This is a genomic window from Streptomyces sp. P9-2B-2 (assembly GCF_030406865.1).
GTDB classification, from domain to species: domain Bacteria; phylum Actinomycetota; class Actinomycetes; order Streptomycetales; family Streptomycetaceae; genus Streptomyces; species Streptomyces platensis.
Map to the genome: position 1 here is coordinate 5,219,322 of NZ_CP129126.1, position 26,093 is coordinate 5,245,414.

General features: G+C 72.8%; 24 protein-coding genes. 17 read left to right on the forward strand and 7 right to left on the reverse strand.

The features are described 5' to 3' along the window. The first annotated feature begins 19 nt into the window (after positions 1-19). From QT196_RS22885 to QT196_RS22900, 4 genes are all read left to right on the forward strand, one after another. Positions 20-811 (forward strand): hypothetical protein, encoded by a 792-nt coding sequence (locus tag QT196_RS22885; protein ID WP_290355567.1) that lies wholly within the window; start codon positions 20-22, stop codon positions 809-811. Between the two features lie 345 nt (positions 812-1,156). Beyond that, positions 1,157-1,972, forward strand: coding sequence for a hypothetical protein (locus QT196_RS22890; RefSeq protein WP_290355568.1), 816 nt, complete (start codon positions 1,157-1,159; stop codon positions 1,970-1,972). Between the two features lie 428 nt (positions 1,973-2,400). Beyond that, positions 2,401-3,387 (forward strand): NAD-dependent epimerase/dehydratase family protein, encoded by a 987-nt coding sequence (locus QT196_RS22895; protein WP_168480795.1) that lies wholly within the window; start codon positions 2,401-2,403, stop codon positions 3,385-3,387. Positions 3,388-3,763: 376 nt separating this feature from the next. Further along, positions 3,764-5,374 carry a GAF domain-containing protein gene (locus QT196_RS22900; protein WP_266738143.1) on the forward strand — a complete coding sequence of 537 codons (1,611 nt, stop codon included), beginning with the start codon at positions 3,764-3,766 and terminating at the stop codon, positions 5,372-5,374. A gap of 47 nt (positions 5,375-5,421) precedes the next feature. On the opposite strand, the gene QT196_RS22905 is transcribed toward QT196_RS22900, so the two are convergent. Continuing rightward, on the reverse strand, positions 5,422-6,123 hold the full coding sequence (locus tag QT196_RS22905) for a response regulator transcription factor (RefSeq protein ID WP_290355569.1): 702 nt from the start codon (positions 6,121-6,123) through the stop codon (positions 5,422-5,424). Between the two features lie 269 nt (positions 6,124-6,392). Here QT196_RS22905 and QT196_RS22910 point away from each other — a divergent pair, with 269 nt between their 5' ends. The 4 genes from QT196_RS22910 to QT196_RS22925 all read left to right on the forward strand — a co-directional run bounded on the left by QT196_RS22910 (position 6,393) and on the right by QT196_RS22925 (position 8,990). Then, positions 6,393-7,388 (forward strand): globin domain-containing protein, encoded by a 996-nt coding sequence (locus QT196_RS22910; protein WP_290355570.1) that lies wholly within the window; start codon positions 6,393-6,395, stop codon positions 7,386-7,388. Between the two features lie 64 nt (positions 7,389-7,452). Beyond that, complete coding sequence (locus tag QT196_RS22915) at positions 7,453-7,950, forward strand: pyridoxamine 5'-phosphate oxidase family protein (protein WP_266738141.1); 498 nt, start codon at positions 7,453-7,455, stop codon at positions 7,948-7,950. Between the two features lie 166 nt (positions 7,951-8,116). Continuing rightward, positions 8,117-8,671, forward strand: coding sequence for a hypothetical protein (locus tag QT196_RS22920; protein WP_290355571.1), 555 nt, complete (start codon positions 8,117-8,119; stop codon positions 8,669-8,671). After that, positions 8,658-8,990 (forward strand): transcriptional regulator, encoded by a 333-nt coding sequence (locus QT196_RS22925; RefSeq protein WP_168480799.1) that lies wholly within the window; start codon positions 8,658-8,660, stop codon positions 8,988-8,990. Before QT196_RS22920 ends, QT196_RS22925 begins: the two co-directional genes overlap by 14 nt. A gap of 56 nt (positions 8,991-9,046) precedes the next feature. Here the strand turns inward: QT196_RS22925 and disA are convergent, their stop codons facing one another. Continuing rightward, positions 9,047-10,171, reverse strand: coding sequence for a DNA integrity scanning diadenylate cyclase DisA (disA, locus tag QT196_RS22930; RefSeq protein WP_085928043.1), 1,125 nt, complete (start codon positions 10,169-10,171; stop codon positions 9,047-9,049). A gap of 125 nt (positions 10,172-10,296) precedes the next feature. Further along, positions 10,297-11,709, reverse strand: coding sequence for a DNA repair protein RadA (gene radA, locus QT196_RS22935; protein ID WP_168480800.1), 1,413 nt, complete (start codon positions 11,707-11,709; stop codon positions 10,297-10,299). A gap of 251 nt (positions 11,710-11,960) precedes the next feature. On the opposite strand from radA, the gene QT196_RS22940 reads away from it, so the two are divergent. Continuing rightward, positions 11,961-13,712 (forward strand): sigma-70 family RNA polymerase sigma factor, encoded by a 1,752-nt coding sequence (locus QT196_RS22940; protein WP_168480801.1) that lies wholly within the window; start codon positions 11,961-11,963, stop codon positions 13,710-13,712. A gap of 43 nt (positions 13,713-13,755) precedes the next feature. Here QT196_RS22940 and QT196_RS22945 read toward each other — a convergent pair whose 3' ends face one another. Further along, positions 13,756-14,610, reverse strand: coding sequence for a hypothetical protein (locus QT196_RS22945; RefSeq protein ID WP_290355572.1), 855 nt, complete (start codon positions 14,608-14,610; stop codon positions 13,756-13,758). A 77-nt stretch (positions 14,611-14,687) separates the two neighbouring features. Here QT196_RS22945 and QT196_RS22950 point away from each other — a divergent pair, with 77 nt between their 5' ends. The 6 genes from QT196_RS22950 to QT196_RS22975 all read left to right on the forward strand — a co-directional run bounded on the left by QT196_RS22950 (position 14,688) and on the right by QT196_RS22975 (position 21,393). Further along, complete coding sequence (locus QT196_RS22950) at positions 14,688-15,614, forward strand: Ppx/GppA phosphatase family protein (RefSeq protein WP_266737745.1); 927 nt, start codon at positions 14,688-14,690, stop codon at positions 15,612-15,614. A gap of 183 nt (positions 15,615-15,797) precedes the next feature. Next, positions 15,798-16,622: a sugar phosphate isomerase/epimerase gene (locus QT196_RS22955; RefSeq protein WP_181018549.1), complete on the forward strand. Its 825-nt coding sequence runs from the start codon at positions 15,798-15,800 to the stop codon at positions 16,620-16,622. Beyond that, a complete protein-coding gene (locus tag QT196_RS22960) occupies positions 16,619-17,269 on the forward strand; it encodes a TetR family transcriptional regulator (RefSeq protein ID WP_290355573.1) in 651 nt (216 codons plus the stop codon). The genes QT196_RS22955 and QT196_RS22960 overlap by 4 nt, the downstream gene beginning before the upstream one ends. Positions 17,270-17,508: 239 nt before the next feature. Next, entirely contained in the window at positions 17,509-19,359 is a 1,851-nt protein-coding gene (gene ilvD / locus QT196_RS22965; RefSeq protein ID WP_168480806.1) for a dihydroxy-acid dehydratase, read from the forward strand. A gap of 286 nt (positions 19,360-19,645) precedes the next feature. Beyond that, a complete protein-coding gene (locus QT196_RS22970; protein WP_290355574.1) occupies positions 19,646-20,578 on the forward strand; it encodes an ABC transporter ATP-binding protein in 933 nt (310 codons plus the stop codon). 14 nt (positions 20,579-20,592) lie between these two features. Then, on the forward strand, positions 20,593-21,393 hold the full coding sequence (locus QT196_RS22975) for an ABC transporter permease (RefSeq protein WP_290355575.1): 801 nt from the start codon (positions 20,593-20,595) through the stop codon (positions 21,391-21,393). 103 nt (positions 21,394-21,496) lie between these two features. On the opposite strand, the gene QT196_RS22980 is transcribed toward QT196_RS22975, so the two are convergent. Together QT196_RS22980 and QT196_RS22985 are read right to left on the reverse strand one after the other, a co-directional pair. After that, the gene (locus QT196_RS22980) at positions 21,497-21,787 is read right to left on the reverse strand and encodes a DUF397 domain-containing protein (protein WP_290355576.1); all 291 of its coding nucleotides are present in this window, start codon (positions 21,785-21,787) and stop codon (positions 21,497-21,499) included. Further along, the gene (locus QT196_RS22985) at positions 21,769-22,611 is read right to left on the reverse strand and encodes a helix-turn-helix transcriptional regulator (protein WP_290355577.1); all 843 of its coding nucleotides are present in this window, start codon (positions 22,609-22,611) and stop codon (positions 21,769-21,771) included. Before QT196_RS22985 ends, QT196_RS22980 begins: the two co-directional genes overlap by 19 nt. 168 nt (positions 22,612-22,779) lie before the next feature. Here QT196_RS22985 and QT196_RS22990 point away from each other — a divergent pair, with 168 nt between their 5' ends. Next, positions 22,780-23,004, forward strand: coding sequence for a hypothetical protein (locus QT196_RS22990; RefSeq protein ID WP_168480811.1), 225 nt, complete (start codon positions 22,780-22,782; stop codon positions 23,002-23,004). A 151-nt stretch (positions 23,005-23,155) separates the two neighbouring features. Here QT196_RS22990 and QT196_RS22995 read toward each other — a convergent pair whose 3' ends face one another. Beyond that, positions 23,156-25,555 (reverse strand): PQQ-binding-like beta-propeller repeat protein, encoded by a 2,400-nt coding sequence (locus QT196_RS22995; protein WP_266737730.1) that lies wholly within the window; start codon positions 25,553-25,555, stop codon positions 23,156-23,158. Between the two features lie 216 nt (positions 25,556-25,771). Here QT196_RS22995 and QT196_RS23000 point away from each other — a divergent pair, with 216 nt between their 5' ends. Beyond that, positions 25,772-26,089, forward strand: coding sequence for a peptidase (locus tag QT196_RS23000; RefSeq protein WP_266737728.1), 318 nt, complete (start codon positions 25,772-25,774; stop codon positions 26,087-26,089). Positions 26,090-26,093 lie beyond the last annotated feature (4 nt).

The window sequence follows — 26,093 nt, forward strand, 5'->3', positions numbered from 1 at the left end:
AACAAGCGAGGATGCGGACATGGCGGAGATGAGCGGAGCGGACGGGGCGGAAGGCGCGGGCGAGGCGGAAGGCGCGGGGCGTGCGGGCGACGCGGACCGCGCGGCGGGGGCGGGGGCTGCGGCGGGGCCGGGTGGCGTGGCGGGCTCGGGAGGTGCTGCGGGTGCGGGTGGCGCCGTGGGGCAGGAAGGCGCCGCGGCGGCCGGGGCGGTCTGCCCGGAGGTCATCCTGCGGGCGCTGGCCGCGCATACGACGATGACGCTCGCGTATGTGGACGAGGACGGGCCGCAGGCCTGCGCGGTGCTGTACGCGACCGGGGCGGTTGAGGGGGCCGAGGGGGCCGCCACGGCCGGCGCGACCGAGGCGCCCGGCGCGGCCGACGATGCCGACGGAGCCGATGTGTCGGTCGCGCCCGGCGTGTCGGGCGTGGCGGCCGGCGGGGCCGCTGGTGTGACGGGCGGCCTGGAGGCTGGTGCCGGGCCCGCGCTGTACTTCGTCACCGCGACCACGACGCGGCACGGACGGGCCCTCGCCGAGCCCGGCGCGCGGGTCGCGTTCACGGCGCAGCGGGACGGGCAGGAGTGGAGCGGTCTGACGGGGCTTCAGGGGCGGGGGTGCTGCCGTCCGCTGACCGGTGCCGAGCGGGCGGCCGGCTGGCAGGTCTATATCGAGCGCTTTCCGTTCGTCGCGGCGAGCGACCGGCTGCGCGCCGCCCTGGAGCGGACCACGCTCTGGGAGCTGCGCCCCGACTGGCTGCGGCTGATCGACAACGGCCAGGGCTTCGGCCACAAGGAGGAGTGGTCGCGGAGCTGAGGCCGCTGGGGCAGTCAGTTCCGCGGGCGGTGAGCTCCGCGGGCGGTGAAACCCCTGGGGCGGGCGAGGTTGGTGAGGGCGCCGTAGAGAGGGGTGCTGTTCATGATCAACGGCCGTATGGGCCGGTCAGGTTGTGCGGCTGCTGACGATCGGCAGGGGTGGAGCTGACGAAAGTGAGGCGGGGGTGGAGCAGGTCGAGCGCTAGTGGGGTATCAGGCCCGTTGGGGTCGGAAATGCGGTTGGGGGCCGGTTGGGGGTCGGCTCCGGGCCGATCATGGGAAAAGTTGCAGCCGGAAGCGGCGGGTACTGGCCTGTGTGGGTGCCGATCTCTCGTAGAGTTTCCGCGTGGGATCACTGCGCAATCCGATCGGGCCGCTTCCCTCCTCCATCTACTGGCGGCGGAGGGCCGTTGCGCTGGCCATCGTCGTCCTGCTCACCCTCCTGGTGGTGTGGGCCGTCAACTGGGGCGGGGGCGCCGGAAAGAGCGGCGATGAGGGCAAGGGGTCGCACGGCAATGGTCCCGCGACGTCCATCACGCCAGGGCCCTCCGGCAGTGGACCGGCGAGCGATCAAAAGCCGGGCGGGCGCGATGAGTCGGGCGACGACGGTGGGTCGGGCTCCGGTTCCGGTGGGTCGGGCGCCGCGGGTGGCGGCAGTGGAAGTTCCGGTGGCAGTGGAGGGTCCGGCGGTTCCGGTTCCGGGAGCGGGCCGATCGGGCAGGGCTCCGGGAAGAATGCGGTCGTGGCCGGTTCGTCGCTCCCCAACTGCGTTTCCGGCAAGGCCGAGTTGGATCTTCGTAGCGTCAAGCACTCCTACGCGCCCGGTACTCGGCCGAAGTTCGAGCTGACGATCGAGAATGCGGACGGGGCCGCCTGCAAGGTGGATCTCGGGCAGAAGGCCGCGGTGCTCACCATCAGCGACGCCGCGGGCGACGAACGGGTGTGGGCCTCGAACGACTGCCCGTCGGGCACCGCGCCCGCGCTGTTGCAGGTGCCGGCCAAGGGGTCCGTGCAGCGCACCATCGTGTGGGACCGGCGCGCCAGCGGCCCGCAGTGCGCCACGCCGAGTTCGGCCAAGGTGCCCGCCGGCAAGTATGAGATCGAGGCGAAGGTGCCAGGGCTGGAGGCGGTCCGTACGACGTTCGTCCTGGCTGAGGGCTGAGGGCTGAGGGCTGAGGGCTGAGGGCTGAGGGCTGAGGGCTGCGAGCTGAGGCGGTCGGCTGCGGGTGAGGGCTTGTGGCAGACGCCGGGCCCACGCCTGAGGCAGAACGGCCGGGCCCGCGCCTGAGGCAGAACGGCTGAGATCGACGGCTGAGACCGGCGCCCGAGGCGGAGAGCTGCGGCCGGCCCCTGCGGACCGGAGCCGCCGCCGCGAATCGAGCCCGACCGGCACCAACCGAAGCCGACCACTACCGGCCGGTCCCGAGCAGCACCGCCCAGCACCGACCAGCACCGATCGCTGCCAACCAGCGCTGAATGCCCGGCCGCCGCAGGTGCGGAAGGGTCCCCTCCCCTTATTCCGCCCAGAGGGATTCCGCTGAGAGCGTGCGTTGGTGGTCGCGGGTGGCGGCGTCCGGCACAGTCGGCGTTATGAAGCTACTGATGCTGGGCGGTACGGAGTTCGTGGGGCGGGCTGTCACCGAGGCGGCGCTGGCGCGGGGGTGGGAGGTGACGGTGTTCCACCGGGGGAAGCATGCTCCGCCGGAGGGGGCGGCGGCGCTGCACGGTGACCGTGGGAGCGCGGCGGGGCTCGCGGCTCTGGAGGTGGGGGAGTGGGACGCCGTCGTCGACACCTGGAGCGGTGCGCCGTCGGCGGTGCGGGACACGGCGCGGCTGCTGGCCGGGCGGGTCGGGAGGTACGCGTACGTCTCAAGCAACTCGGTGTACGCCTTTCCGCCCACGCCCCCGTACGGCGAGCAGGCCCCGGTGGTGGAGGGCTCCCCCGACGCCACCGACGCCGAGGACTATGCGCAGGCCAAGCGGGGCGGTGAGCTGGCCGTGACCGAGGCGTTCGGGGACCGGGCGCTGCTGCTGCGGGCGGGGCTGATCCTCGGGCCGTACGAGAACATCGGGCGGCTGCCGTGGTGGCTGACCCGGATCGCCCGCGGTGGCCCGGTTCTCGCGCCGGGGCCGCGGGAGTTGGCGCTCCAGTACATCGATGTCCGGGATCTCGCCGCATGGACGCTCGATGCGCTGGAGGCCGGGCGCGGTGGTGCGTACAACCTGGTGAGCGAGGTGGGGCACGCCACGATGGGGGAGTTCCTGGAGAGTTGTGTGACGGTCACCGGCGCGGACGCGGAGCTGCGCTGGACCGCTCCGGCGGATGTCCTCGCCGCCGGTATCGCGCCCTGGATCGAGCTACCGCTCTGGCTCGCGACCGGCGAGCTGGAGGATGCGCTCTACGGTGCCGATGTGTCCAAGGCCCGGGAGGACGGGCTGCGTTGCCGTCCCCTCGGCGAGACGGTCGCCGACACCTGGGCCTGGCTCCAGGACATCGGCGGGGTGGCGCCGCAGCGGCCGGACCGGCCGGTGGTGGGGCTGCCGCCGGAGAAGGAGGCCGCCGTGCTGCGGGGGTGAGGGCCCGCGGTCCCCGTGTGGGACCGGGAAGGGCCGGGACATGAGCACGGGGGAGACTCGGCCCTTCCCGGTGTCACCATGCTCGTTCGCGGGGACGCCGCGCCCCCAGGGCCGAACAGCCCCCCCCCGCCGGGCCGGGAGACCCTGGAGGGGACGGGATGACCGGCCGATGCGCCCCCGGCGGGGCGCCCGGCCGATGAGCCCCCGGACAGGCCGGCCGACCGCCGCGGTCTCCCGGCCGGGCCCCCGCCATGCTCCCGTACCCTGCTGACCAGGTAAGAGTTTCGGGGTAGTTGGGGGCAAGGCGGTCATGGCCGATCCGAAGTGGCCTGCGTCGGAGGCGTGTTGGCCGCAGCTGCGGGCGCCGGAGGAGCGGATGCGCAGTCTGCTCGATGCGGTGATGGGGCTGGGGCGGGGGCTGGAGTTGCCGCAGGTGCTCGGGGGCATCGTGGAGGCGGCGGTCGACCTCACCGGCGCGGAGTACGGCGCGCTCGGTGTGGTGGGTGACGGGCAGCGGCTCTCGCAGTTTCTGCCGGTGGGGATGTCCGAGGAGCTCATCGCGTCGATCGGCCCGTTACCGTGCGGCCGGGGCATCCTCGGTGAGCTCATCCGCCACCCGGAGCCGTTGCGGCTCACCGATCTGTCCCGGCACCCGCGCAGTTACGGGTTTCCCGCGCAGCATCCGCCGATGCGGACGTTCCTCGGGGTGCCGGTCCGGGTGCGTGACGAGGTGTTCGGCAATCTCTACCTGACCGAGAAGCGGGGCGGCGGGGCGTTCGACGCCGAGGACGAGGCGGTGGTGACGACGCTGTCGATCGCGGCGGGGGTGGCGATCGACAACGCCCGGATGTATCACGAGAGCCGCCGCCGGGAGCGCTGGCTGGAGGCGCTGGGCGAGATCACCCGGAGCCTGTTGTCCGGTACGGAGGCGAGCCAGGTGCTGCGGCTGATCGCCGAGCGGGCCATGGAGGTCGCGGGCGCCGACTGTGCGGCGGTGCTGCTGCCGGTGCCGTCGGCGCCGGACCGGCTGACGGTGGCGGTGGCGCACGGCGTGGGCGCCGGCCGTATCGCGGGGCTGACGGTGCCGGCCGAGGGGTCGCTGCCCGGTACGGCGGCGCGTACGGGGCAGCCGGTGGTCAGCGCCGATTTACGGAACGATCCGCGGGCGCATCCGCTGGGGGCGGGCACCGGGGCGGACGAGGAGTACGGTCCGGCGGTCGCCGTGCCGCTTCAGGTCGATATCGGGCGCGGGGCGCTGCGGCTGTGCCGGCTGGCGGGGCGGCCGCCCTTCGACGAGACCGAGGCGAGGCTGATCTCGGGCTTTGCCGATCAGGCCGTGATCGCCCTGGAACTCGGCCGGCGGCGGGCCGAGTCGGAGGAGCTGGCGGTCTTCCACGACCGGGACCGTATTGCCCGGGACCTGCATGATCTGGCCATTCAGCGGCTGTTCGCCACCGGGATCACGTTGCAGAGCGCGACCCGGCTGATCGACCGGCCCGAGGCGGCGGAGCGGGTCGGGCGGGCGGTCGATGATCTGGACACCACCATCAAGATCATCCGGTCCACCATCTTCGAACTGCGCACGGCCGGGGACGGCGCCGACGGTGCGGGTCTGCGCCGCGGGCTCACCGACGCCGTGCGCACGGCGTCGCGCACGCTGGGCTTCACCCCGTCGCTGCGGATCGACGGCCCGGCGGACACCAACGTCCCCGCCGACCTGGCCGGGCACCTGCTGGCGGTGACCGCGGAGGCCCTCAGCAACGCCGCCCGGCACGCCCGCGCCCGGCGCCTCGATGTCGCTCTGACGGTGGCGGACGAGGTGACGCTGACGGTCGTGGACGACGGGGTGGGGGTGGGCGCCGCGCGGCATACGGGGGGCCTGGCCAATATGGCGGCGCGGGCCGAGCTGCACGGGGGCCGGCTGACGGTCGAGTGCCCGGAGGCGGGCGGTACCCGGATCGTGTGGCGGGTTCCGCTGCCGGGCTGACCCCCGTCGGGGGCGCGAGGCGCACCCGGTGTGCCGGGCCGCGGTGCTCAGCCGCGCTGTTCCCGGAAGCGTTCGGCGACCATCGCCGCCTGGACGCGGCGGCCCACTCCCAGCTTGGCGAGGATGGCGGAGACGCGGTTCTTGACGGTCTTCTCCGCGAGGAACAGCCGGTCGGCGATCTCCCGGTTGGTCAGCCCTTCGCCGATCAGCTCCAGTACCTGCCGTTCCCGGGGGGAGAGCCGGTCCAGTTCCGACGGCGATGCCTCGGGCGTCGTCTCGTGGGGGCCGCGCAGCCGCGCCATCACCCGGGACGCCGTGCGCGGGTCCAGCATGGATTCGCCCGCCGCCACCGTGCGCACCGCGTGAACCAGGCCGGATCCGTTGATCTGCTTGAGGACGTAGCCGGCGGCCCCCGCCATGATGGCGTCGAAGAGCGCTTCGTCGTCGTCGAACGAGGTCAGCATCAGGCAGGCCAGCTCCGGCATCCGGGCGCGCAACTCCCGGCACACCTCGATGCCTTCGTGGTCGCCGCCGGGGCCGTCGCCGCCGCCGAGGCGGACGTCGAGCACCGCCACCTGCGGGCGGGCGGCCGGTACCCGTGCGAGGGCCTGCCGGCGGTCCCCCGCCTCGCCCACGACCGCGATGTCCTCCTCCGCTTCGAGCAGGTCCCGTACCCCGCGCCGGACCACCTCGTGGTCGTCGAGGATGAAGACGCGCAGTGGCGCGGCGGGTGCGGGGTGCAGGTTCATTCGGTGCTCGCTTGGTCGCCCGGTGGGTGCGGGATGCCGGTCCGTTGAGGGGTCTCTCAGTATCTGCGGCCCTGGTGGGCGTGCCGCCCGGTACGGCCCCCGGGGCCCAGCATCGCGGGGTACGCGGTGGGGGCGAAAGGGCCGAACGGCCCTGGGGAGCTGGGCCGATGGGGCATCCCGGCCCGCTGCCATACTGGCGCCGCTTTCCGGACCGCGGCACCCCCGGCACCCCGCCGCCCGGTCCGGCGTCGCAGCCAGGAGGTCCGCTCATGCATGCCTTTACGGGCACCGTCGGCAACGAGTACCACGCACTGCTGGCCCGGCACGACGCGATGCGGCTGCGGCGCCGGATGCTGGGCCAGGACCGTGCGCCGGAACCGGACTTGGCGCGGGCGGTGCCCTGCGACGGCGCCGCCGACCAGCGGCTGATCGTGCGGTATCTGCCGCTGGTGACCCCGTTCGACGAGCTGATCGGCCGTCTCTACGACGAGATGTTCACGCGGTGGCCGTCCCTGCGGCGGCTGTTTCCCGCGTCGATGGAGTTCCAGCGGTCCCATCTCGCCCGCGCCTTCCGCTACTTGATCGAGAATCTGGACCGGCCGGACGAGGTGGCCGCGTTCTTCACCCGGCTCGGCCGGGACCACCGCAAACTCGGGGTGCGGCCGGTGCACTACGAGACGTTCGAGGCGGCCCTGTGCGTGGCGCTGCGGAAGTCGGCGGGGCCGGGCTGGAGCGCGGCGGCGGAGCAGGCGTGGGTGCGGATGCTGCGGTTCGCCGTGGCGGCCATGGTCGACGGCGCGGAGGCCACGCTCGCCGAACCGGCGTACTGGCGGGGCACGGTGGTCGGGCACGAGCTGCGCCGCCCGGACCTCGCGGTGCTGCGGGTGCGGACCGACGAGCCGTATCCGTACCGGGCGGGTCAGTACGCCGCCGTCGAGTCCCCGCTGCTGCCGCAGGCCTGGCGGCAGTACTCCCTCGCCTGCGCCCCGCGGCCGGTGCGCGAGCTGGAGTTCCATGTGCGGCAGACCGGCACCGGCGGGGTCAGTGAGGCGCTGGTGGCGCACACCCGGGTCGGGGACACCCTGCGCCTGGGGCCCGCGCAGGGGACGATGACGCTGGACGACGACCCGGCGCGTGAGCTGCTGATGGTGGCGGGCGGCACGGGGTGGGCGCCGGTCAAGGCGCTGCTGGAGGAGCTGGCCGGGTGCCGGGGCGGCGGCGGTGGGCCTGCTCTGGGGGGCCGAACGGCCCCTGGCGCGCGGTGATCGCCGACCTTCTACTGGGCATGTCAGCGCGTGGGAGGACGAGAGGGAGCGCACGGTGAACCACATGTCGTCCCGGCCGGGGGCCGGAGTGCCCCGGGCGGGCGGGGCCGGGACCGCGGGGCCCCGGCACAGCACCCCGCTGCACCGTGCGGAGGCGCTGCGGCTCCTCGGCAGTGTGTCGCTGGGCCGGATCGTCTTCACTCAGGACGCGCTGCCGGCCATCCGCCCCGTCAACCACCTGCTGGACCGGGGCGAGATCATCATCCGGACGCAGGAGGGCGCGGCGATCGCCACCGCGACCCGGCAGGCCGACATGGAGGGCGTCGTCGTCGCCTACGAGGCGGACACCATCGACCCCGTGACGCACATCGGCTGGAGCGTGGTGGTCACCGGCTACTGCCGGCCGGTCACCGATCCGCGCGACCTGGCGTACTACCGGGAGCTGCTGCACCCCTGGTCGGAGGGGCAGCGGGAACACGCCCTGCGCATCCGCCCGGATCTCGTCACGGGCCTCCGGCTCACCGCCGCGCTCCCCGCATCCGCCACCGGCTCCCGTCCCTGACCGGACGCGCCCCGGGGCATGTCGTCCGGCGCACCGGCGGCACGTCCACAAGGTGCGGGAATCTGACGCCCCGTTGACGGACCCACCCTCGGGCAACTAGTTTCCTCTCAGGAAACAGATTCCGCTGGAGAAACTAGCCAGCAACCAGCAACCCGAGGAGGCACCCATGGCGTCCACGTCATCGCCGTCCGGACCCGAGGACCCGCGCCCTTCGGCGGACGAAGCGGCCCGCGCCCTGGCGGACATCAGCCGGCACCGGGACCGGACGCACAGCTCGGCCACCCACTCCCGGTGGGTGTATGTGCTGTTCGGCGTCGTGCTCTTCGCCTTCCTGGCGGCCCCCGACTTCCTCGGGGCGGCGGCGGACGGCTGGTCCTCGGCGGCCCTCGGGGCGCTGACCGTCGGCTACGTCGTACTGCTCAACACCCGTGGTGGCTCGGCCCTGCTGGGGCAGCCCGTCCGCCCGCGCAGGCAGGAGATCTCCGGGCGCTTCCGCACCTACGCGCTGCTCATCCTGCTCGCCGTCGTCCTGGCCGGCTTCGCCGTCCCGCTGCTCGCGCCGGACTGGCACCTCGGTGTGCCGTACTGGCGGACCGCGGTGGGCGCGGTGGGCGGCGCCGCCCTGGCCGTGTTCGGGCCGAGCTGGCAGCGGGCGCTGCTCTCGGCCGCCGTGCGCGGCGGCGGTCACGTGGGGAAGAGTGCCCTCGATGGCCCACGCTGATTTCGACCCCGTACTCCTCGACCCCACCCGGCTGACGATCATGTCCCTGCTCGCGGGCGCGCAGTGGGCCGAGTTCGGCTGGGTGAAGGAGTCGGCGGGGCTCTCCCCCTCCGCCCTGTCCAAGCAGATCAGCACGCTGGAGTCGCACGGATACGTCGAGGTGCGCAAGGGCTACGTCGGCAAGCGCCCCCGCACCTGGGTGCACCTCAGCGACGGCGGGCGGAGCGCGCTGGAGGCACACGCGGCGGCCTTGCAGCGGATCGTCGAGGAGTCGCGGCGTACGGCGGGCGGGGACGGCGACCAGGGCGCGGCCCCCTAGGGGGTGCCCCCTGGGCGTACGGAGTGGGTCTCCCCAGGTGTACGGGGCGTATCCGCCTAGACGTACCGCTCCAGGATCGACGACTCCGCCAGCCGCGACAGGCCCTCGCGGACCGAGCGGGCGCGGGCCTCGCCGACGCCGTCGACCGCCTGGAGGTCGTCGACGCTGGCCGCGAGCAGCTTCTGGAGGCCGCCGAAGTGGTCGACGAGACGGTCGATGACCGTGCCGGGCAGCCGGGGGACCTTCGCCAGCAGGCGGAAGCCGCGCGGCGAGACCGCGGAGTCCAGCGTCTCGGGGGCGCCGCTGTAGCCCAGGGCGCGGGCCACGGTGGGGAGTTCGAGGAGTTCGGTGTGGCTGAGGGCGTCCAGCTCGGCGAGCGCCTCGGCGACCGTACGGGACCGCTTGGCGGTCGGCTCGGGGACATAGTCGCGGACGACCAGCTCCCGCTCGGGCTCCACGCCGGCGATCAGCTCCTCCAGCTGGAGGGTGAGCAGCCGGCCGTCCGTGCCGAGCTCGACGACGTACTCGGCGATCTCGGTGGCGATCCGGCGGACCATCTCCAGGCGCTGGGCGACCGCGGTGACATCGCGGACCGTCACCAAGTCCTCGATCTCCAGGGCGGAGAGGGTGCCGGCGACCTCGTCCAGGCGGAGCTTGTAGCGCTCCAGGGTCGCCAGTGCCTGGTTGGCGCGGGAGAGGATCGCGGCCGACTCCTCCAGGACGCGGCGCTCCCCGTCGACGTAGAGGGCGATCAGGCGCATCGACTGGCTGACGGAGACGACCGGGAAACCGGCCTGGATGGAGACGCGCTGGGCGGTGCGGTGGCGGGTGCCGGTCTCCTCCGTCGGGATGGAGGCGTCCGGCACCAGCTGGACACCGGCCCGCATGATCTTGGTGATGTCCTTGTCGAGTACCAGGGCGCCGTCGAGCTTGCACAGTTCGCGCAGCCGGGTCGCGGTGAACTCCACATCGAGGACGAAGCCGCCGGTACACATGGTCTCGACGGTCTTGTCGAAGCCGAGGACGATCAGTCCGCCGGTGTTGCCGCGGAGGATGCGCTCCAGGCCGTCGCGCAGGGCGGTACCGGGCGCGACGGCGCTCAGCGTGGCGCGCATCAGGCTCTCGGTGCCGGAGCTTCCACCGGACCTGCCGGAAGTCGATGCCCGGTCGTTGGCTGCCACTGCACTCCTCCGTCACAAGGTCTGTCGGTCCGCAGGCCGCCCGGCCCATGCTGTGGTTGACGTACCAGCGGAGCGTACGTGGCCGACAGGCAATTCTGCGGTGACGGGCGAGACCAGGGCAAAGTCTACCGGCGTGCGCCCTCTTCCTGTGGGGCCTCCCGGCGTACCCGCTTCGGCAGCACGCTGAGCGCCTGTCCGACGTCGGCGACCTCCAGGACCCGCATCCCGTCGGGGATCTTTCCGGGGTCGGCGGGGACCAGGGCGTGGGTGAAGCCGAGGCGGGCCGCTTCGGAGAGCCGGCGCTGGACGCCCGTGACGCGTCTGACCTCGCCCGCGAGGCCCACTTCGCCGATGGCGACCAGGTTCTTCGGGAGCGGGGTGTCGCTGGCCGCGCTGGCCAGGGCGAGGGCCACGGCGAGGTCCGCGGCGGGTTCGGTCAGCTTCACGCCGCCGACCGTCGCGCTGTAGATGTCGCGTTTGCCCAGGGCGCTGATCCGGCCGCGCTGCTCCAGGACGGCGAGCATCATCGAGACGCGGGAGGTCTCCAGGCCGGAGGTGGTGCGCCGGGGGGAGGGGATCTGGGAGTCGACGGTCAGCGCCTGGACCTCGGCGACCAGCGGGCGGCGGCCCTCCAGGGTCACGGTCAGGCAGGTGCCGGGCACCGGCTCGGCGCGGCGGGTCAGGAAGAGCCCGGAGGGGTCGGCGAGGCCGATGATGCCTTCGTCGTGCAGCTCGAAGCAGCCGACCTCGTCGGTGGTGCCGTAGCGGTTCTTGACGCCGCGGACCAGGCGCAGCCGGGCGTGCCGGTCGCCCTCGAAGTGCAGGACGACATCGACGAGATGCTCCAGGAGGCGCGGTCCGGCGATGGCGCCGTCCTTGGTGACATGGCCCACCAGGAGGGTGGACATGCCGCGTTCCTTGGAGGCCCGGATCAGTGCGCCGGCGACCTCGCGGACCTGGGCCATCCCGCCGGGCGCCCCTTCGATCTCAGGGGAGGCGACGGTCTGCACCGAGTCGAGGATCAGCAGCGACGGCTTGACGGTGTCGAGGTGGCCGAGCACCGCGGACAGATCGGTTTCGGCGGCCAGATACAGATGGTCGTCGAGGGCGCCGATGCGGTCGGCGCGCAGCCGTACCTGGCTCGCGGATTCCTCGCCGGTGACATACAGCGTGCGGTGGGCGTCGGAGGCGGCCTTGGCGGCGACGTCCAGCAGCAGGGTGGATTTGCCCACGCCGGGCTCGCCGGCCAGCAGCGCGACGGCGCCGGGGACCAGCCCGCCGCCGAGGACGCGGTCCAGCTCGGGCACGCCCGTCGAGCGGGCGGTGGCCTGCTTGCCGTCGACCTGGCTGATGGGCACGGCGGCGGTGGTGACCCGGCCGGGCGCGGTCGTGCGCACCGCGGGGGCGCCGCCGAACTCCTCGACCGTGCCCCACGCCTGGCACTCGGGACAGCGGCCGAGCCATTTGGCGGTGGTCCAGCCGCATTCGGTGCAGCGGTAGGAGGGACGCTCCTTGCCCGACGATTTACGCGTTGCCATGGGGTCACCGTAGCGGCGGGGTCCGACAACGCCGCCGGGAGCTCTCGCGGAGCGGGCGCCCGCGGCCAAGATCGCCCCGGGAGGGGGCGCCGCCGTGGGCAATGGTGCCGGCCGAGTGGCGCATACGGAGCGCAGCGCCCGTGTAAAGAGCTATTCGTGTCCCCTTTTGAGGGAGATGGTCACCCGTAAGGGTTAAAAGTGTCCAACGCGAGCAAGCAGGGCTGCATCATCCGCCTACCGTCGCCGGGGTGATGAGCAGCAGGCCCGAGCACCCCACGCACTCCACCGGCGCACACCGGTCGCGCGGCGACGCGCGGCGCCGGAACCGGCCGCAGCCGGCCGAGCGGCCCGGCCCGGACGCCGCGCGTCCCCCGGACCGGGGCCGGGACGGCTACCAGCCCTATCTGGACGGGCTGTTCACCTACTGCCTGTCCGTGCTGTGCGAACACGACGCCGCGACCGCGGTGCTCGGCGAGACCCTCGCGCTCGCCGAGCGGCACCGCGGCCGCCGCCCCGGCGACCCGGCGCTCCACCGCTCCTGGCTCTACGCCCTCGCCCGCTGGGCCTGTTTGCGCCGGCTCGCCGAACGCACCGCGCCGGCCGCCGGGAAACCGGGCCCCGGCGCCGCCCGCGAGGCAGAGCGCCGGCAGCGTGAACTCGCCGCGCTGGCCTGGCCGGAGGCCGCCGGCACCACCCCCGAGCAGCGGGAGGCGCTGGAGCTCTCGGTGCGCCACCACCTCTCGGCCGACGAGGTCGCCGCGGTGCTCGGCGCCGACCCGATCGCCACCCGCACGCTGCTGGCCACCGCCGCCTGCGAGGTCGAACGGACCCGGGCGGCACTGGCCGTCGTCGAGTCCGGCCGCTGCCGGGAGGTCGCGCAGCTGGCGGGCGACACCCAGATGCTGCTGGGCGCGGCGCTCAGCCGGGAGCTGGTGCGCCATGTCGACGACTGCGCCGAGTGCCGGCGGACCGCCGAGCGGGCCACAGCGCCGGGGACCTGGCCGGGTACCGCGCCGGTGGACCGGGGCAGTCTGCCGCTGGTCACCGCGCCCCAGGAGGCCGTGCTCGGCGCGCTGGCGGCGGCCCGGCGCACCAAGTCGGGCCGTGCGGAAGGGGTGGCCGGGGCGGGCGGTGGCGGCCGGGCGAGTGGGGCAAACGGTTCTCCTCGCTACGACCGCAGCGGTTTCCCCGTGGGCCCGCCGAAGGACCGGGTCGCCCGCCGGCGCCGGCTGCGCAACCGGGCGCTGACCACCACCGTGGTCGCCACCGTCGTCGCGGCGCCGGTGCTGGCCCTGTGGGCGGCGTACCGGGGCGCCCCCGCCACCGACGTGGCGGCCGACGACTCGCCCTCGGTGACGGCCAGCGACACGGCACCCGGGCGGCGGCTGGGCGGCAGCCCGTACGAGAACGCCGGGAACGCCAGGACGACGCCCGGGCCCGGCTTCACGGCGAGCGACGGGACGCCCGATGTGTCCGTCGAGGTGGTCAGCGCGGACGGCACCCCGCAGCGGCCGGACGGCGCGGACCGCCGGCGCGAGTCGGGCCCCGGGCAGCTGATGATCGCCGCCGAGCCCCGGGGCCGGACCACGCTCCTCACGCTCCGCGCCACCGGCGGCGCCCCGGTGCGCTGGTACGCGTCGGCGGGCGCGGCCTGGCTTCAGATGAGCCGTACGGCGGGCACGCTGCGGCCGGGCGAGACCACCACGATCACGGTCCATATCGACCACGACCGGGAGCCGGCGGGCCACTGGCGGGCCCGGATCGCCATCGAGCCCGGGGGCACCGCCGTCACGATGCGGGGCTACGGCGCGACCGGTCCGGCCGCCGGTCCGCAGCGCCCGGGGCACGCGCACCCGAAGCCGACCCGCCCGGCCCCGAAGCCGACGCCCACGCCGGCCCCGGCGTCCCCGTCACCCACGCCGACGCCGACGGCTCCGACACCGAAGCCGACCGGCCCGGCGCCGTCCTCGACACCGTCGAACACCACGCACCCGGCGCGCTGAGCGCGGGCCGCCGCCCGGCCCGGCGGCGCCGGTGCGCGGGTGCCTACTCCTGCGGCTTCTTCAGGGGCGCCGGGTCCGCCGGGTGCGGCGCCATCGGCAGCGTCGCGGCCAGCCGCTCCTCGCACAGCTCGGCGAGCTTGGCGTAGCCCTTCTTGCCCATCAGCTCGGTCAGCTCGGGCTTGTACGAGACGTAGACCGGCTCGCCCGCGCCGTGCGCCGAGGTCGCGGAGGTGCACCACCAGTGCAGGTCGTGGCCGCCGGGGCCCCAGCCGCGGCGGTCGTACTCGCCGATCGTCACCTGGAGGATCTGGGTGTCGTCCGGCCGGTCGATCCAGTCGTAGGTGCGCCGGACCGGCAGCTGCCAGCAGACGTCCGGCTTGGTCTCCAGGGGCTCGCGGCCCTCGCGCAGCGCGAGGAGGTGCAGCGAGCAGCCCGCGCCGGCCGCGAAGCCGGGGCGGTTCTGGAAGATGCAGGAGCCCTCCCAGCGCCGGGTCTGCCGTTCGCCGTCCTCGTCCTCCTCGACCCAGCCGGTCGTGGTGCCCACGTCGTGGTGCTGCCACACCTCGGGCGTGAGGCGTGCCACATGCTCGGCCACCCGCTTCTCGTCGTCATCGTCCGAGAAGTGCGCGCCGAGCGTGCAGCAGCCGTCGTCCGCCCGGCCGGCCTGGATGCCCTGGCAGCCGCTGCCGAAGATGCAGGTCCAGCGGGACGTCAGCCAGGTCAGGTCGCAGCGGAAGAGCTGCTCGTCGTCGCCCGGGTCCGGGAAGGTGACCCAGGCTCGGGCGAAGTCGAGCCCGACCTCGTCGGCGGGGGCCCGCCGGCCCTCGGCCGCCTGGGCGCGCCGCTTTTCTTCCTTCTTGAGCGTTTTTTCGTGCTTCGCCTTTTTCGTCTTTGCCACGACTCCAGCGTAAGGGGGCGCGACGGGTGCCGACCGCGCCGACAGGAGCGGTCGGCGCGCGCAGTAGGTTTCCCCGTATGAGACTCGGTGTCCTCGATGTGGGTTCGAATACGGTCCATCTGCTCGTGGTGGACGCACACCCGGGCGCGCGCCCGCTGCCCGCCTACTCGCACAAGGCGGAGCTGCGCCTTGCCGAACTCCTCGACAGGGACGGCGCGATAAGCGATGCCGGGGTGGAGCGCCTGGTGGCGACCATCCACGAGGCGCTCCAGGTGGCCGAGGACAAGGGTGCCGAGAGCGTGCTGCCGTTCGCCACGTCGGCGATCCGGGAGGCCACCAACGGGGAGGACGTGCTGCGCCGGGTCACCCTGGAGACCGATGCCGCGCTCCAGGTGCTCTCGGGTGAGGACGAGGCGCGGCTCACCTTCCTCGCGGCCCGCCGCTGGCTGGGCTGGTCGGCCGGCCGGCTGCTGGTGCTGGACATCGGCGGCGGCTCGCTGGAGATCGCCTACGGCCTCGACGAGGACCCGGACGTGGCGGTGTCGCTGCCGCTGGGCGCCGGCCGGCTCACCGCGGGCGACCTGCCCGGCGACCCGCCGGAGGCCGATGACGTCCGGACGCTGCGCCGCCGGGTCCGGGCCGAGATCGCCAAGGTGGTGAGCGAATTCACCCGCTACGGCACGCCCGACCAGGTCGTCGGCACGTCCAAGACCTTCAAGCAGCTGGCCCGGATCGCGGGCGCCGCGCGCTCGGCCGAGGGCCTCTACGTCCAGCGGGAGCTGACCCGTAAGAAGCTGGAGGAGTGGGTGCCGCGGCTGGCCGTGATGTCCGCGGAGGAGCGGGTGACGCTGCCCGGGGTGTCCGAGGGGCGCTCACGGCAGCTGCTCGCCGGGGCGCTGGTCGCCGAGGCGGCGATGGACCTGTTCGGGGTCGAGACGCTGGAGATCTGCCCGTGGGCGCTGCGCGAGGGCGTCATTCTGCGGCGGCTGGACCACCTGCCGTAGGGCGCGCGGGCGTCCGTTCGTGGCGCGTCCGGCGCGGGTGAGACTCGTCACGCCCCTGCCGGCCGCGCTCCCCGGTGGCGCCCGTCCCGGCCTCCCCGCCCAGGGGGACGGGCCACCGGCGGCGGGCCGCGGCTGCCCGGACCTCCTGCCCCGCGCACAGCCCCGGCCCGTACGCTGTCCCTCGTGACAGAGCCAGTGGTGCGCATCCCGGATGCGAAGGTCGCGCTGTCCACGGCCTCGGTGTATCCGGAGTCGACGGCGACGGCCTTCGAGATCGCCGCGCGCCTGGGCTACGACGGCGTCGAGGTCATGGTGTGGACCGATCCGGTCAGCCAGGACATCGACGCGCTGCGCCGGCTCTCGGACTACCACGGCGTGCCGGTGCTGGCCGTCCACGCCCCGTGTCTGCTGATCACCCAGCGGGTCTGGTCCACCGACCCGTGGGTCAAGCTCCAGCGAGCCCGCAACGCCGCGGAGAAGCTGGGCGCCTCGACGGTGGTCGTGCACCCGCCGTTCCGCTGGCAGCGCAGCTACGCCCGGGAGTTCGTCCGCGGGGTGTGGCGGATGGCGCACGAGACGGACGTGAAATTCGCCGTCGAGAACATGTACCCGTGGCGCTACCGGGACCGCGAGATGCTCGCCTACGCCCCCGACTGGGACCCCACCAACGACGACTACCGGCACTTCACCGTCGACCTGTCGCACACCGCCACCGCCCGCAACGACGCGCTGGCGATGGTGGAGCGGATGGGCGACCGCCTGGGACACGTCCACCTCGCCGACGGCAACGGCTCCGCCAAGGACGAGCATCTGGTGCCGGGACGCGGCAGCCAGCCCTGCGCCGAGGTCCTGGAGCGGCTGGCCGCCACCGGCTTCAGCGGACATGTCGTCGTCGAGGTCAACACCCGCCGCGCGATGTCCGCCGCCGAACGCGAGGCCGATCTGGCCGAGGCGCTGGCCTTCACCCGGCTGCACCTCGCCTCCCCGAGCCGGGTCCAGGGCCCGTGACCGGCGGCCGGGAGGACGCGACCCCGGGGCCCGGTACACCGCCCGCACCGGCCCGCCGCCGCGGCCGCCCGGCCCGCGCCGACGCCGAGGAGGGCCCCGGTGCCCGGGAGCGCATCCTGGCCGCGGCCCGTACGGAGTTCGCCGCGCGCGGCTACGACAAGACCTCGGTCCGTGGTATCGCCAAGGCGGCCGGGGTGGACGCGGCGCTGGTCCATCACTACTTCGGCACCAAGGAGCAGGTCTTCGCGGCGGCCATCGAGCTGACCTTCGCGCCCGCGCTGACCATGCCGGACGCTCTCGCGGGCGGCGGCGCGGACGTGGGCGAGCGGATGGCCCGGTTCATGTTCGGCGTCTGGGAGAACCCGGTCAGCCGGCCCGCTCTGCTGGCGATCATGCGCTCGGCGCTGACCAACGAGACCGCCGCGGCGGTGCTGCGCGGCCTCATCGAGCGCCGGATGCTCCAGCGGGTGGCGGGCGAACTGCACGTCCCCGACCCGGAGTTCCGGGTACAGCTGGCCGCCGGGCACCTCATCGGCATCGCCATGCTGCGCTATGTGATCAAGATGGACCCGATCGCCTCCGCGGACCCGGAGGAGATCATCGCCATGGTGGCGCCGACCCTCCAGCGGTATCTGACCCAGCCGTGACGGGGTGGGCCGGGCCGTACGCCCAGCCGGCGAACCGGTCGGCCCCCGGCGGCGAAATGCCTGCTCGTCGCCGCCCCTGTCCGCACTGCGGTCAGCCGTCTCACATGCCGGAGTCGGTGTCCGGATCTTGGATCAAGAGCGTAATCTCGGGTTCAGCTGCTCTATGACGCCACCGGGTAGGTGGCAGGCCCACCTACCTCGGCCGGCGGTCGTACGTCCGAACCGAGGGAGTGACCATCGTGCCCGATCTGAGGTCCCGCACCGTTACCCATGGCCGCAACATGGCGGGTGCCCGCGCCCTTATGCGGGCCTCGGGTGTAGCGAGCGAGGACATCGGCAAGCCGATCGTCGCGGTCGCCAACTCCTTCACCGAGTTCGTGCCCGGCCACACCCACCTCGCCCCGGTCGGCCGGATCGTCAGCGACGCCATCCGTGAGGCCGGCGCCGTGCCCCGCGAGTTCAACACCATCGCGGTCGACGACGGCATCGCCATGGGCCACGGCGGCATGCTGTACTCCCTCCCTTCCCGCGACCTGATCGCGGACTCGGTCGAGTACATGGTCGAGGCGCACTGCGCCGACGCGCTGATCTGCATCTCCAACTGCGACAAGATCACGCCCGGCATGCTGATGGCCGCGATGCGGCTCAACATCCCCGTCGTCTTCGTCTCCGGCGGCCCCATGGAGGCCGGCCAGGCCACCCTCGTCGACGGCACGGTCCGCAAGCTCGACCTGATCAACGCCATCGTCGACTCGGTCAACGACAGCGTCTCCGACGAGGACGTCCTCCGCATCGAGGAGAACGCCTGCCCGACCTGCGGCTCCTGTTCCGGCATGTTCACCGCCAACTCGATGAACTGCCTCACCGAGGCCATCGGCCTCTCGCTGCCCGGCAACGGCTCGGTGCTCGCCACCCACACCGCCCGCAAGGCGCTCTACGAGAACGCCGGCCGTACGGTCGTGGAGATCACCAAGCGCTACTACGAGGACGGCGACGAGTCCGTCCTGCCGCGCAACATCGCCACCCACGCCGCCTTCGAGAACGCCATGGCCCTCGACATCGCCATGGGCGGCTCCACCAACACGATCCTCCACCTGCTCGCCGCCGCCCAGGAGGCCGAGCTGGACTACGACCTCAAGGACATCGACGAGGTCTCCCGCCGCGTCCCCTGCCTGGCCAAGGTCGCCCCGAACGTCGCCCCCGGCGGCACGTACTACATGGAGGACGTGCACCGCGCCGGCGGCATCCCCGCCATCCTCGGCGAGCTGCACCGCGGCGGCCTGCTCAACGAGGACGTGCACTCGGTCCACTCCGCCTCCCTCGTCGACCACCTCAAGACCTGGGACGTGCGCGGCGGTTCCCCGTCCGAGGAGGCCGTCGAGCTGTGGCACGCGGCCCCCGGCTGCAAGCGCTCGGCGACCGCCTTCTCCCAGTCGGAGCGCTGGGCGACCCTGGACACCGACGCCGAGGGCGGCTGCATCCGCTCCGTCGAGCACGCCTACTCCGAGGACGGCGGCCTGGCGGTCCTCAAGGGCAACATCGCCGAGAACGGCTGCGTCGTGAAGACCGCGGGCGTCGACGAGTCCATCTGGACCTTCGAGGGCCCCGCCGTGGTCTGCGAGTCCCAGGAAGACGCCGTCGACAAGATCCTCACCAAGCAGATCACGGAAGGCGACGTCGTCGTCATCCGCTACGAGGGCCCCAAGGGCGGCCCCGGCATGCAGGAGATGCTCTACCCGACGTCCTTCCTCAAGGGCCGCGGCCTGGGCAAGGCCTGCGCGCTGATCACCGACGGCCGCTTCTCCGGCGGCACCTCCGGCCTCTCCATCGGCCACGCCTCCCCCGAGGCGGCGTCCGGCGGCACCATCGCCCTCGTCGAGGACGGCGACCGCATCCGCATCGACATCCCCCACCGCACCATCGAACTCCTCGTGAGCGACGAGGAGCTGACGTCCCGCCGCGCGGCCCTCGGCGGGGTCTACGCCCCCAAGCAGCGCGAACGCAAGGTCTCGCAGGCCCTGCGGGCGTACGCGGCGATGGCCACCAGCGCCGACAAGGGCGCGGTGCGGGACGTGAATCTGCTGGGCTGACGCCCGCGGGCTCACCCCGGCAACGCCGAACGGCAGCACCCCGAACCCACTTGGGTCCGGGGTGCTGCTGCGTCCGCTGGCTGAATGCCCTGCTGCCGGAATGCGCTGCTCTCGCAATCCGCTGCTGTCGGAATCCGTGCGTCCGGATACGCCTCAGGTCGTACGCCGGGTCAGCCCCCGAGCTCATGGCCACCGCCAATGACCGGCCGCGAGAGCTACGAAAACCCGCTGTGACGCGCCCTAGCGTGGTGCACCTGCCCCCCCGGACTGCGTCACGAGGAAATCCATGATCGAAGTAACGGGACTGTCCAAGCGCTACGGTGACAAGACCGCCGTCGACAACCTCACTTTCACCGTTCGACCCGGCATGGTCACCGGCTTTCTCGGACCGAACGGGGCCGGGAAATCCACCACACTGCGCATGATCGTCGGCCTGGACCGCCCGACCTCGGGCACCGCGACCGTCTGCGGCCGTCCGTATCACCAACTCTCCACGCCGCTGCACACCGTCGGGGCGATGCTGGACGCCAAGGCGTTCCACACCGGCCGCACCGCGCGCAACCATCTGCGCGGGATCGCCGCCTCCCACCACATACCGGGTAAGCGGGTCGACGAAGTACTCGCCATGGTCGGCCTGACCTCCGCCGCCCACAGGCGCGCCGGCGGCTTCTCCCTCGGCATGAGCCAGCGCCTGGGAATCGCGGCCGCCCTGCTGGGAGACCCCCAGATCCTGATCCTCGACGAGCCGGTCAACGGACTGGATCCCGAAGGCATCCAGTGGGTGCGGGAGTTCATGCGGTCCATGGCGGACAGCGGCCGCACGGTCCTGGTGTCGTCGCATCTGATGAGCGAGATGCAGGACACCGCCGACCACCTCATCGTGATCGGCCGCGGACGGCTGGCGGCGGACAGCTCCATGGCGGAGTTCCTCGCCCGCAGTTCCCACAACGGCACCGTGGTCCGCAGCCCGCACGCGGCACACCTCGTGCGCCTGCTGCGGCACGAGGGCGCCACGGTCGACGCCGCCCCCGGCCGGTCCGCACCGGACGCGCTGCTCGTACGGGGGATGGACGCGACGCGGATCGGCGAGCTGGCCGGGCAGAACGGACTGTGGCTGCACGAGCTGGCGCCGCAGCGGGTCTCGCTCCAAGAGGCCTTCATGGAACTGACCGCGGACGCCGTCGAATACCGGGTGACGCACAGCGGAGAGGCCGCGTGATGAGGGCGACGACAATGACAGACAACGGTGCGGCCGACCCCTGGAGCAACGGCACGGCCGGTCGAAAGGCGCGGTTCATCGATGCGGTCGCCTTCGAGTGGATCAAGGTCAGTACGGTCCGCTCCACCTGGTGGACGCTTTTCGCCGCCGCCTTCATCACCATCAGCATCGGGGCGTTCGCGGGCAGTGGTGCGGATGCGGGCTCGGAGGCGGATTCCGTCCTCCGGGAGATTTTCGTAGGACTTCCCATCGGTCAGCTGGCGATCTGCCTCTTCGGCGCGCTGGCCGCCACCTCCGAGTACGGCACCGGCTCGATCCGCAGTACGTTCACCGCGGTACCGAAGCGGTCCCGGTTGCTGGCGGCCAAAGCCCTGGTGGTGTTCGCCGTCTCCCTGGTGGCCGGGCTGCTGATTTCCTTCGCCACCTACACCGCCGGGACCCTGTCACTGGGCGCGGCGGTTGCCCGCCCCGAGCTGTCCGACGGGGCCGTGCTGCGCGCCGTGGTCGGCGGAGGCTGCTACCTGGGCGTACTCGGAGTCTTCGCGCTCATCGTGGGCCTGGTGCTGCGCGCCTCCGCAGGCGCGATCACCGCCTGCGTCGGCCTGACGTTCCTCCTCCCCCTCATGTTCCACGCCCTCAGCTCCCTCGGTGATCTGCTGCTCAAGTGGTGGCCTACCGAGGCGGGGCAGCAGGTCCTCCATGTGGTCCCCTCCGATACGCGTCTGGCACCGCTGGCGGGACTCGGCTGGTTCGTGGTCTGCACACTCCTCGCGCTGGCCCTGGTGACCTCCCGCGTTACCCGACGCGACGCGTGAAGAGCCCGCCGCAGGGCTGCTGCCCGGCCCCAAGGGCTGAGGAGGCACGGCAACGGCCCCCGTCGCGGGCGAGCGACGGGGGCCGGTCTCTTGCGGAGGGGCGTCAGGCGCCGGGCAGGGTTCCGCCCTTCACGGCGGTGACGAAGGATGACCAGGCGGAGGCGTCGAAGAGGAGCGCCGGACCGTGGGGGGCCTTGCTGTCACGTACGGGGACGAGGGCGGGGAAGTCGTCGGAGACCTCGATGCACTGGCCCCCGTCCTGGTTGCTGTAGCTGGACTTGCGCCAGGTGGCGGTGGTCAGGAGGTCGTCGGAGACCTCGATACAGGCGCCGCCGTCGGGGTTGCTGTACGTGCTCTTGCGCCAGGTGATGTTGCTCAGGTCGATGGCTCGCACGGCACTTCCTCCAACATCCGCATGACGAACTTCCGCGATTCGGCCGGGCTCAACGCCAGGTCACGCACCGCATCGTACGCGCGTTGCAGGCGCTCAACAGAACTTGTTTCCTCGATGAGTTCGCCACGGTGGGCGTTCTCCGTATAAGCCACCGTGCGGCCGTCCGGCAGTCGCAGGAACATCACATCGGTGCTGACCAAGCCGTGCGGCCCGGAGCCATGAGGCAGCACCTGAAGGGTGAGGTTCGGGCGCTCAGTCGCCTCCGCCAGGTGCTCAAGCTGCTTTCGCCACTCCTCGGCATCGCCCAGCGGCGTGCGCAGCGCAGCCTCGGACAGGATGGTGCGGAAGGGCGGCGCGTCTTCACCTGCCAGCAACTCGCGGCGCCCTGTGCGCGCTTCGACCTGTCGCGTCAGCTCTCCGCCCTTGATGCCGCCCGTCGTGAGCAAGACGTATGCGTAGCCTGGCGTCTGGAGCAGCCCATGAATGGTGCTGACCCCGAAGTGCCACAAGCTCAACGCTTCCGCTTCCAAGGCCATGTACCGGCGGTACCGCTCCTTGAACTGCGTGGGGTCTCCCGCCGCCAACTCCCACAACGTCAGCAGCAGTCCCGCCGTCCCGAAATACTGGTCCAACGCCTGCGCGACCTCCGGGCCCCCGATCGTCTGCCCACTCTCCATCTTGCCGAAGAGCGACCAGTCCCAGCCCAGCGCCTCACCGAGCTGCCGCAGGCTGTCGCCCTTCTGGGCGCGCAGTAATCGCAGCTCTTCCGCGAATCGCTGGCGCGGCTCCTGACTGCGACCGGTGACCGCTCGCCTCGGTGGCATGGCGACATCCTCCGTGGAAGGTGTGGAAGTAACGGTACGTAGCGGCGAAAAACAGCCTGCAAGGCGTATTCGCGCCCTTTTCCGGTCCATTCTCGTAAGGGCCGGAATACGCACGGTAGTGGCGCTCCGGGGTCTCACGCAGGGAAACGGCAGACAGGAGCGGCACTGATGACGAGGGAACGACGGACGGCGGCCGACGCGGTGAGCGAGGCCGAAGCGGCATGCGAGGAGCTGGCCGCCGTACTGCGGCGGACCGGCATCGTGCTGCCGTCGCTGATGGTCGACCCGGTGACGTACGGCTACGAACCGCCGCGCGTACTGGTCGAGTTGGGGCGCTGCAACGTGGAGACCACGCGCAAGCTGATCGCGGTGCTCAAGCGGGCGGCGCAGTGAGCGCGGATGCCCCGTACGTCTCCCCGGCGTGCCATGTCGGCCGGCACCCCGCGTGCGACAAGGGCGTCGCCGTGCCGGAGTCCGTCACCGTGCCCGGCGTGCGGCGCGAGACCTGTGCCTGCCGCTGCCATAGGGGCGGCGGGCCGTCCCGTCACCAGCCCGCCGGGTTCTTCGTCGCCGCCGCGAAGACCGTGCCGTCGGGGGCGGCCGCGTAGATCCGGCCGCGGGGGCCGTCCGTACGGGGGGCCGGGAGGGTCTCCACGAAGCCGTTGTGGCGGCCGGACATCCGCGGCGGGGTCTGCCCCAGCAGCTCACCCGACGCGGTGTCGACCGCGAGCAGTCGGCCGTCGGCGGCGGTGAAGTAGAGCCGGCCGCCGCTCACCACCGGCGCCGAGCCCCGGCTCACCGAGGTCTCGGTGTCCCATTTCCGCCGGCCGACGGCCTGGAGCGCGCCGCCCTCGGCCAGCAGATACACCGACTCGCCGTGCACCACGGCGGACGCCTGGTCCAGCGGCGCGGTCAGCTTGAGGCGGCGGCTGTGCCCGGTGGCCGGGTCGTAGCGGAGGACGGCGGTGGTGCGGTACGAGAGCGTCGGGTCGGTGACGGTCAGGAACAGCGACCCCGACGCACCGGTACCGGCCACGGTGAGCAGTCCGGGCAGCCGCCGGGCCCAGCGGACCTTGCCGTCGGCCGGGTCGATGGCGGTGACGTGGGTGCCGTTCCCGTCGGGGGTGCCCTCGGCCGCGTAGGCGGTGTGGGCGTCGCCGAACGAGGTGAAGAGCGGCAGCTGATGCCCCGGGAACCGCTTCTGCCAGCGTTGTTGGTGGGTTCTGCTGTCCAGCGCGGTGACCGTGCCGTCCGACGCGGCCAGCAGGATGCGGTCGCCGACGACCTTGGCTCCGCCCTCGTAGCCGGAGACGTCCTTGGTCCAGCGGGTGGCGCCCTTGCCGCCTGGCGACGGGTCGAGGGCGAGCAGGCGGCTGCCGTCGTTGGAGAAGACGTACAGCAGCCCGCCGGAGAGCACCGGTGCGGTCCGGGAGACGGCGTTCTTCGCGGCCTGCTTGCCGGTTGCGGTGGGGTCCTTGCTCCGCCAGGCCACCCGGCCGGAGTCCGGGTCGAGCCGGGCGGCCGGCATGCCGGGCTGGCCGCAGAAGACGGCACCGGAACCGGTGGTGCAGTGCGGGAGTTCGGCGTCGTGGCCCTTGGGGCGCGCGATGAGGGTGGTCTGCCACGGGCGGAAGTCGGCGCCGTCGCGTGACGGGTGGGTCTGCAGGGCCGGGTCCCGGCCGGGGCCGCCGGAGAGCGCCTGGACGCCCGCGTACGTGCCGGCTCCGGTGACGACGAGGGCGACGGCGGCCCAGAGGGGCCAGCGGCGGGTACGAGAGCGGGAGCGGGCGGTCCGGCGAGGCGGGGAGTCACGTACGGAATCGTCAGTGCGTGCGGGGGCGCCGGTGCCGTCGGGGAGGCCGGGGCCTACGGGTAGAGCGGCACCGTCGGGGTTCTCGACGGGAGTGCGGGCGCGCACATGCGTCGTCTCGGCGTGCGGCGGGGCGGCCTCGGTGCGTACGGGCTGCGGGCGCTCCGGCCGATCCGGCTCCGGCCCGTCCTGCTCCGCCATCCGCTGCTCGGCCATCATCCGCTGCTCTGCCTGCCGCTGCTCCGGTATCCGGACCTCGGGCACCGCATCGCCCGCCAGGCCGCCGATCGGCACGTCGGCGCGGTGCGGCGCGTCCGTCCGCAGCAGCTGCATCAGCGCGTCCGGAGTGGGCCGGTCCGCCGGATCCTTCGCCAGGCAGCTCTCGACCAGCGGCACCAACTCCGCCGGCACACCTGCCAGATCGGCCTCGTCGTGCACCACCTGATACGCGACGAGATACGGGCTCTCCGAGTCGAACGGGCCACGCCCCGTGGCGGCATGCACCAGCACCGACCCCAGCGCGAACACATCCGCCGCCGGGCCCACCTCACGCGGCCGCTGGAACTGCTCGGGTGCCATGAACGGCGGCGTGCCGATCAACTTGCCGGTCTCGGTGCGCATTTCACTGTCGGAGGGCCGCGAGATACCGAAGTCGATGACCTTCGGGCCATCTGCGGCCAGCAGCACATTTCCGGGCTTCAGATCGCGGTGCACCACCCCGGCACGATGGATGTCACGCAGCGCCTCGGCGAGCCCCGACGCCAGCCGACGCACCTCGTCGACCGCCAGCGGGCCATTCCGCTTCACATGATCGGAGAGCGTCGGGCCGGGGATGTGAAGGGTTGCCATCCACGGCCGCTCGGCAGCCGGATCGGCGTCCACGACAGGCGCTGTGAAGGCCCCGCTGACCCGCCGCGCGGCCGCCACCTCCTGCCGGAACCGCCCCCGGAATTCCGGGTCCTGGGCGAATTCCGCGTGGATGACCTTGACCGCGAGCAGCAGCCCGGAGGACGAGCGCGCCAGATGAACCACGCCCATTCCGCCGGAGCCGAGCCGTGCCTCCAGGCGGTATTGGCCGGCGTATTCCGGATGCTCCGCTTCCGGCCCGATGCCGGGATCGCGCAGCGATGGCATGGTTCCACCCCCGTGTCATTACCCGTGCCATTCGGTCGCAAGTGCGACGCGCGGAGCCTAGTCGATGGCGCGTACGAGATGAACGAGGCTTGCTAGCGTGCGCGTTGCGGAACCGCACCGAGCGGCTTCACGGGGTGCTCTTCACGAGCCACTCCCCGCACGGCCCCAGGGCCGACGTCACCACCATCACCGACATCATCAACGGGGGAACACGAAATGACCACACAGGACCATCAGGGCGCCGCGGAAGCGGCCGACGGCCAGGCCCTCGCCGCCTCGGGCGGTCTCGTCTATCCCGTCGCGCCCGGCTACCGAGTCAAGGTCCGCCAGGGTCCCGGCACCGACACCCCGGTCGTCCGCCTGCTCGCCGACGGCGCCCGGATCAAGATCCGCTGCCAGACGCACGGCGAGAACGTCAGCGGCCCGTACGGCACCTCGGACATCTGGGACAACATCGCGCCCGGCGAGTACATCTCCGACACGTACGTCCGGACCGGCAGCAGCGGCATGGTCGCGCCGACCTGCATGAACTGAGACC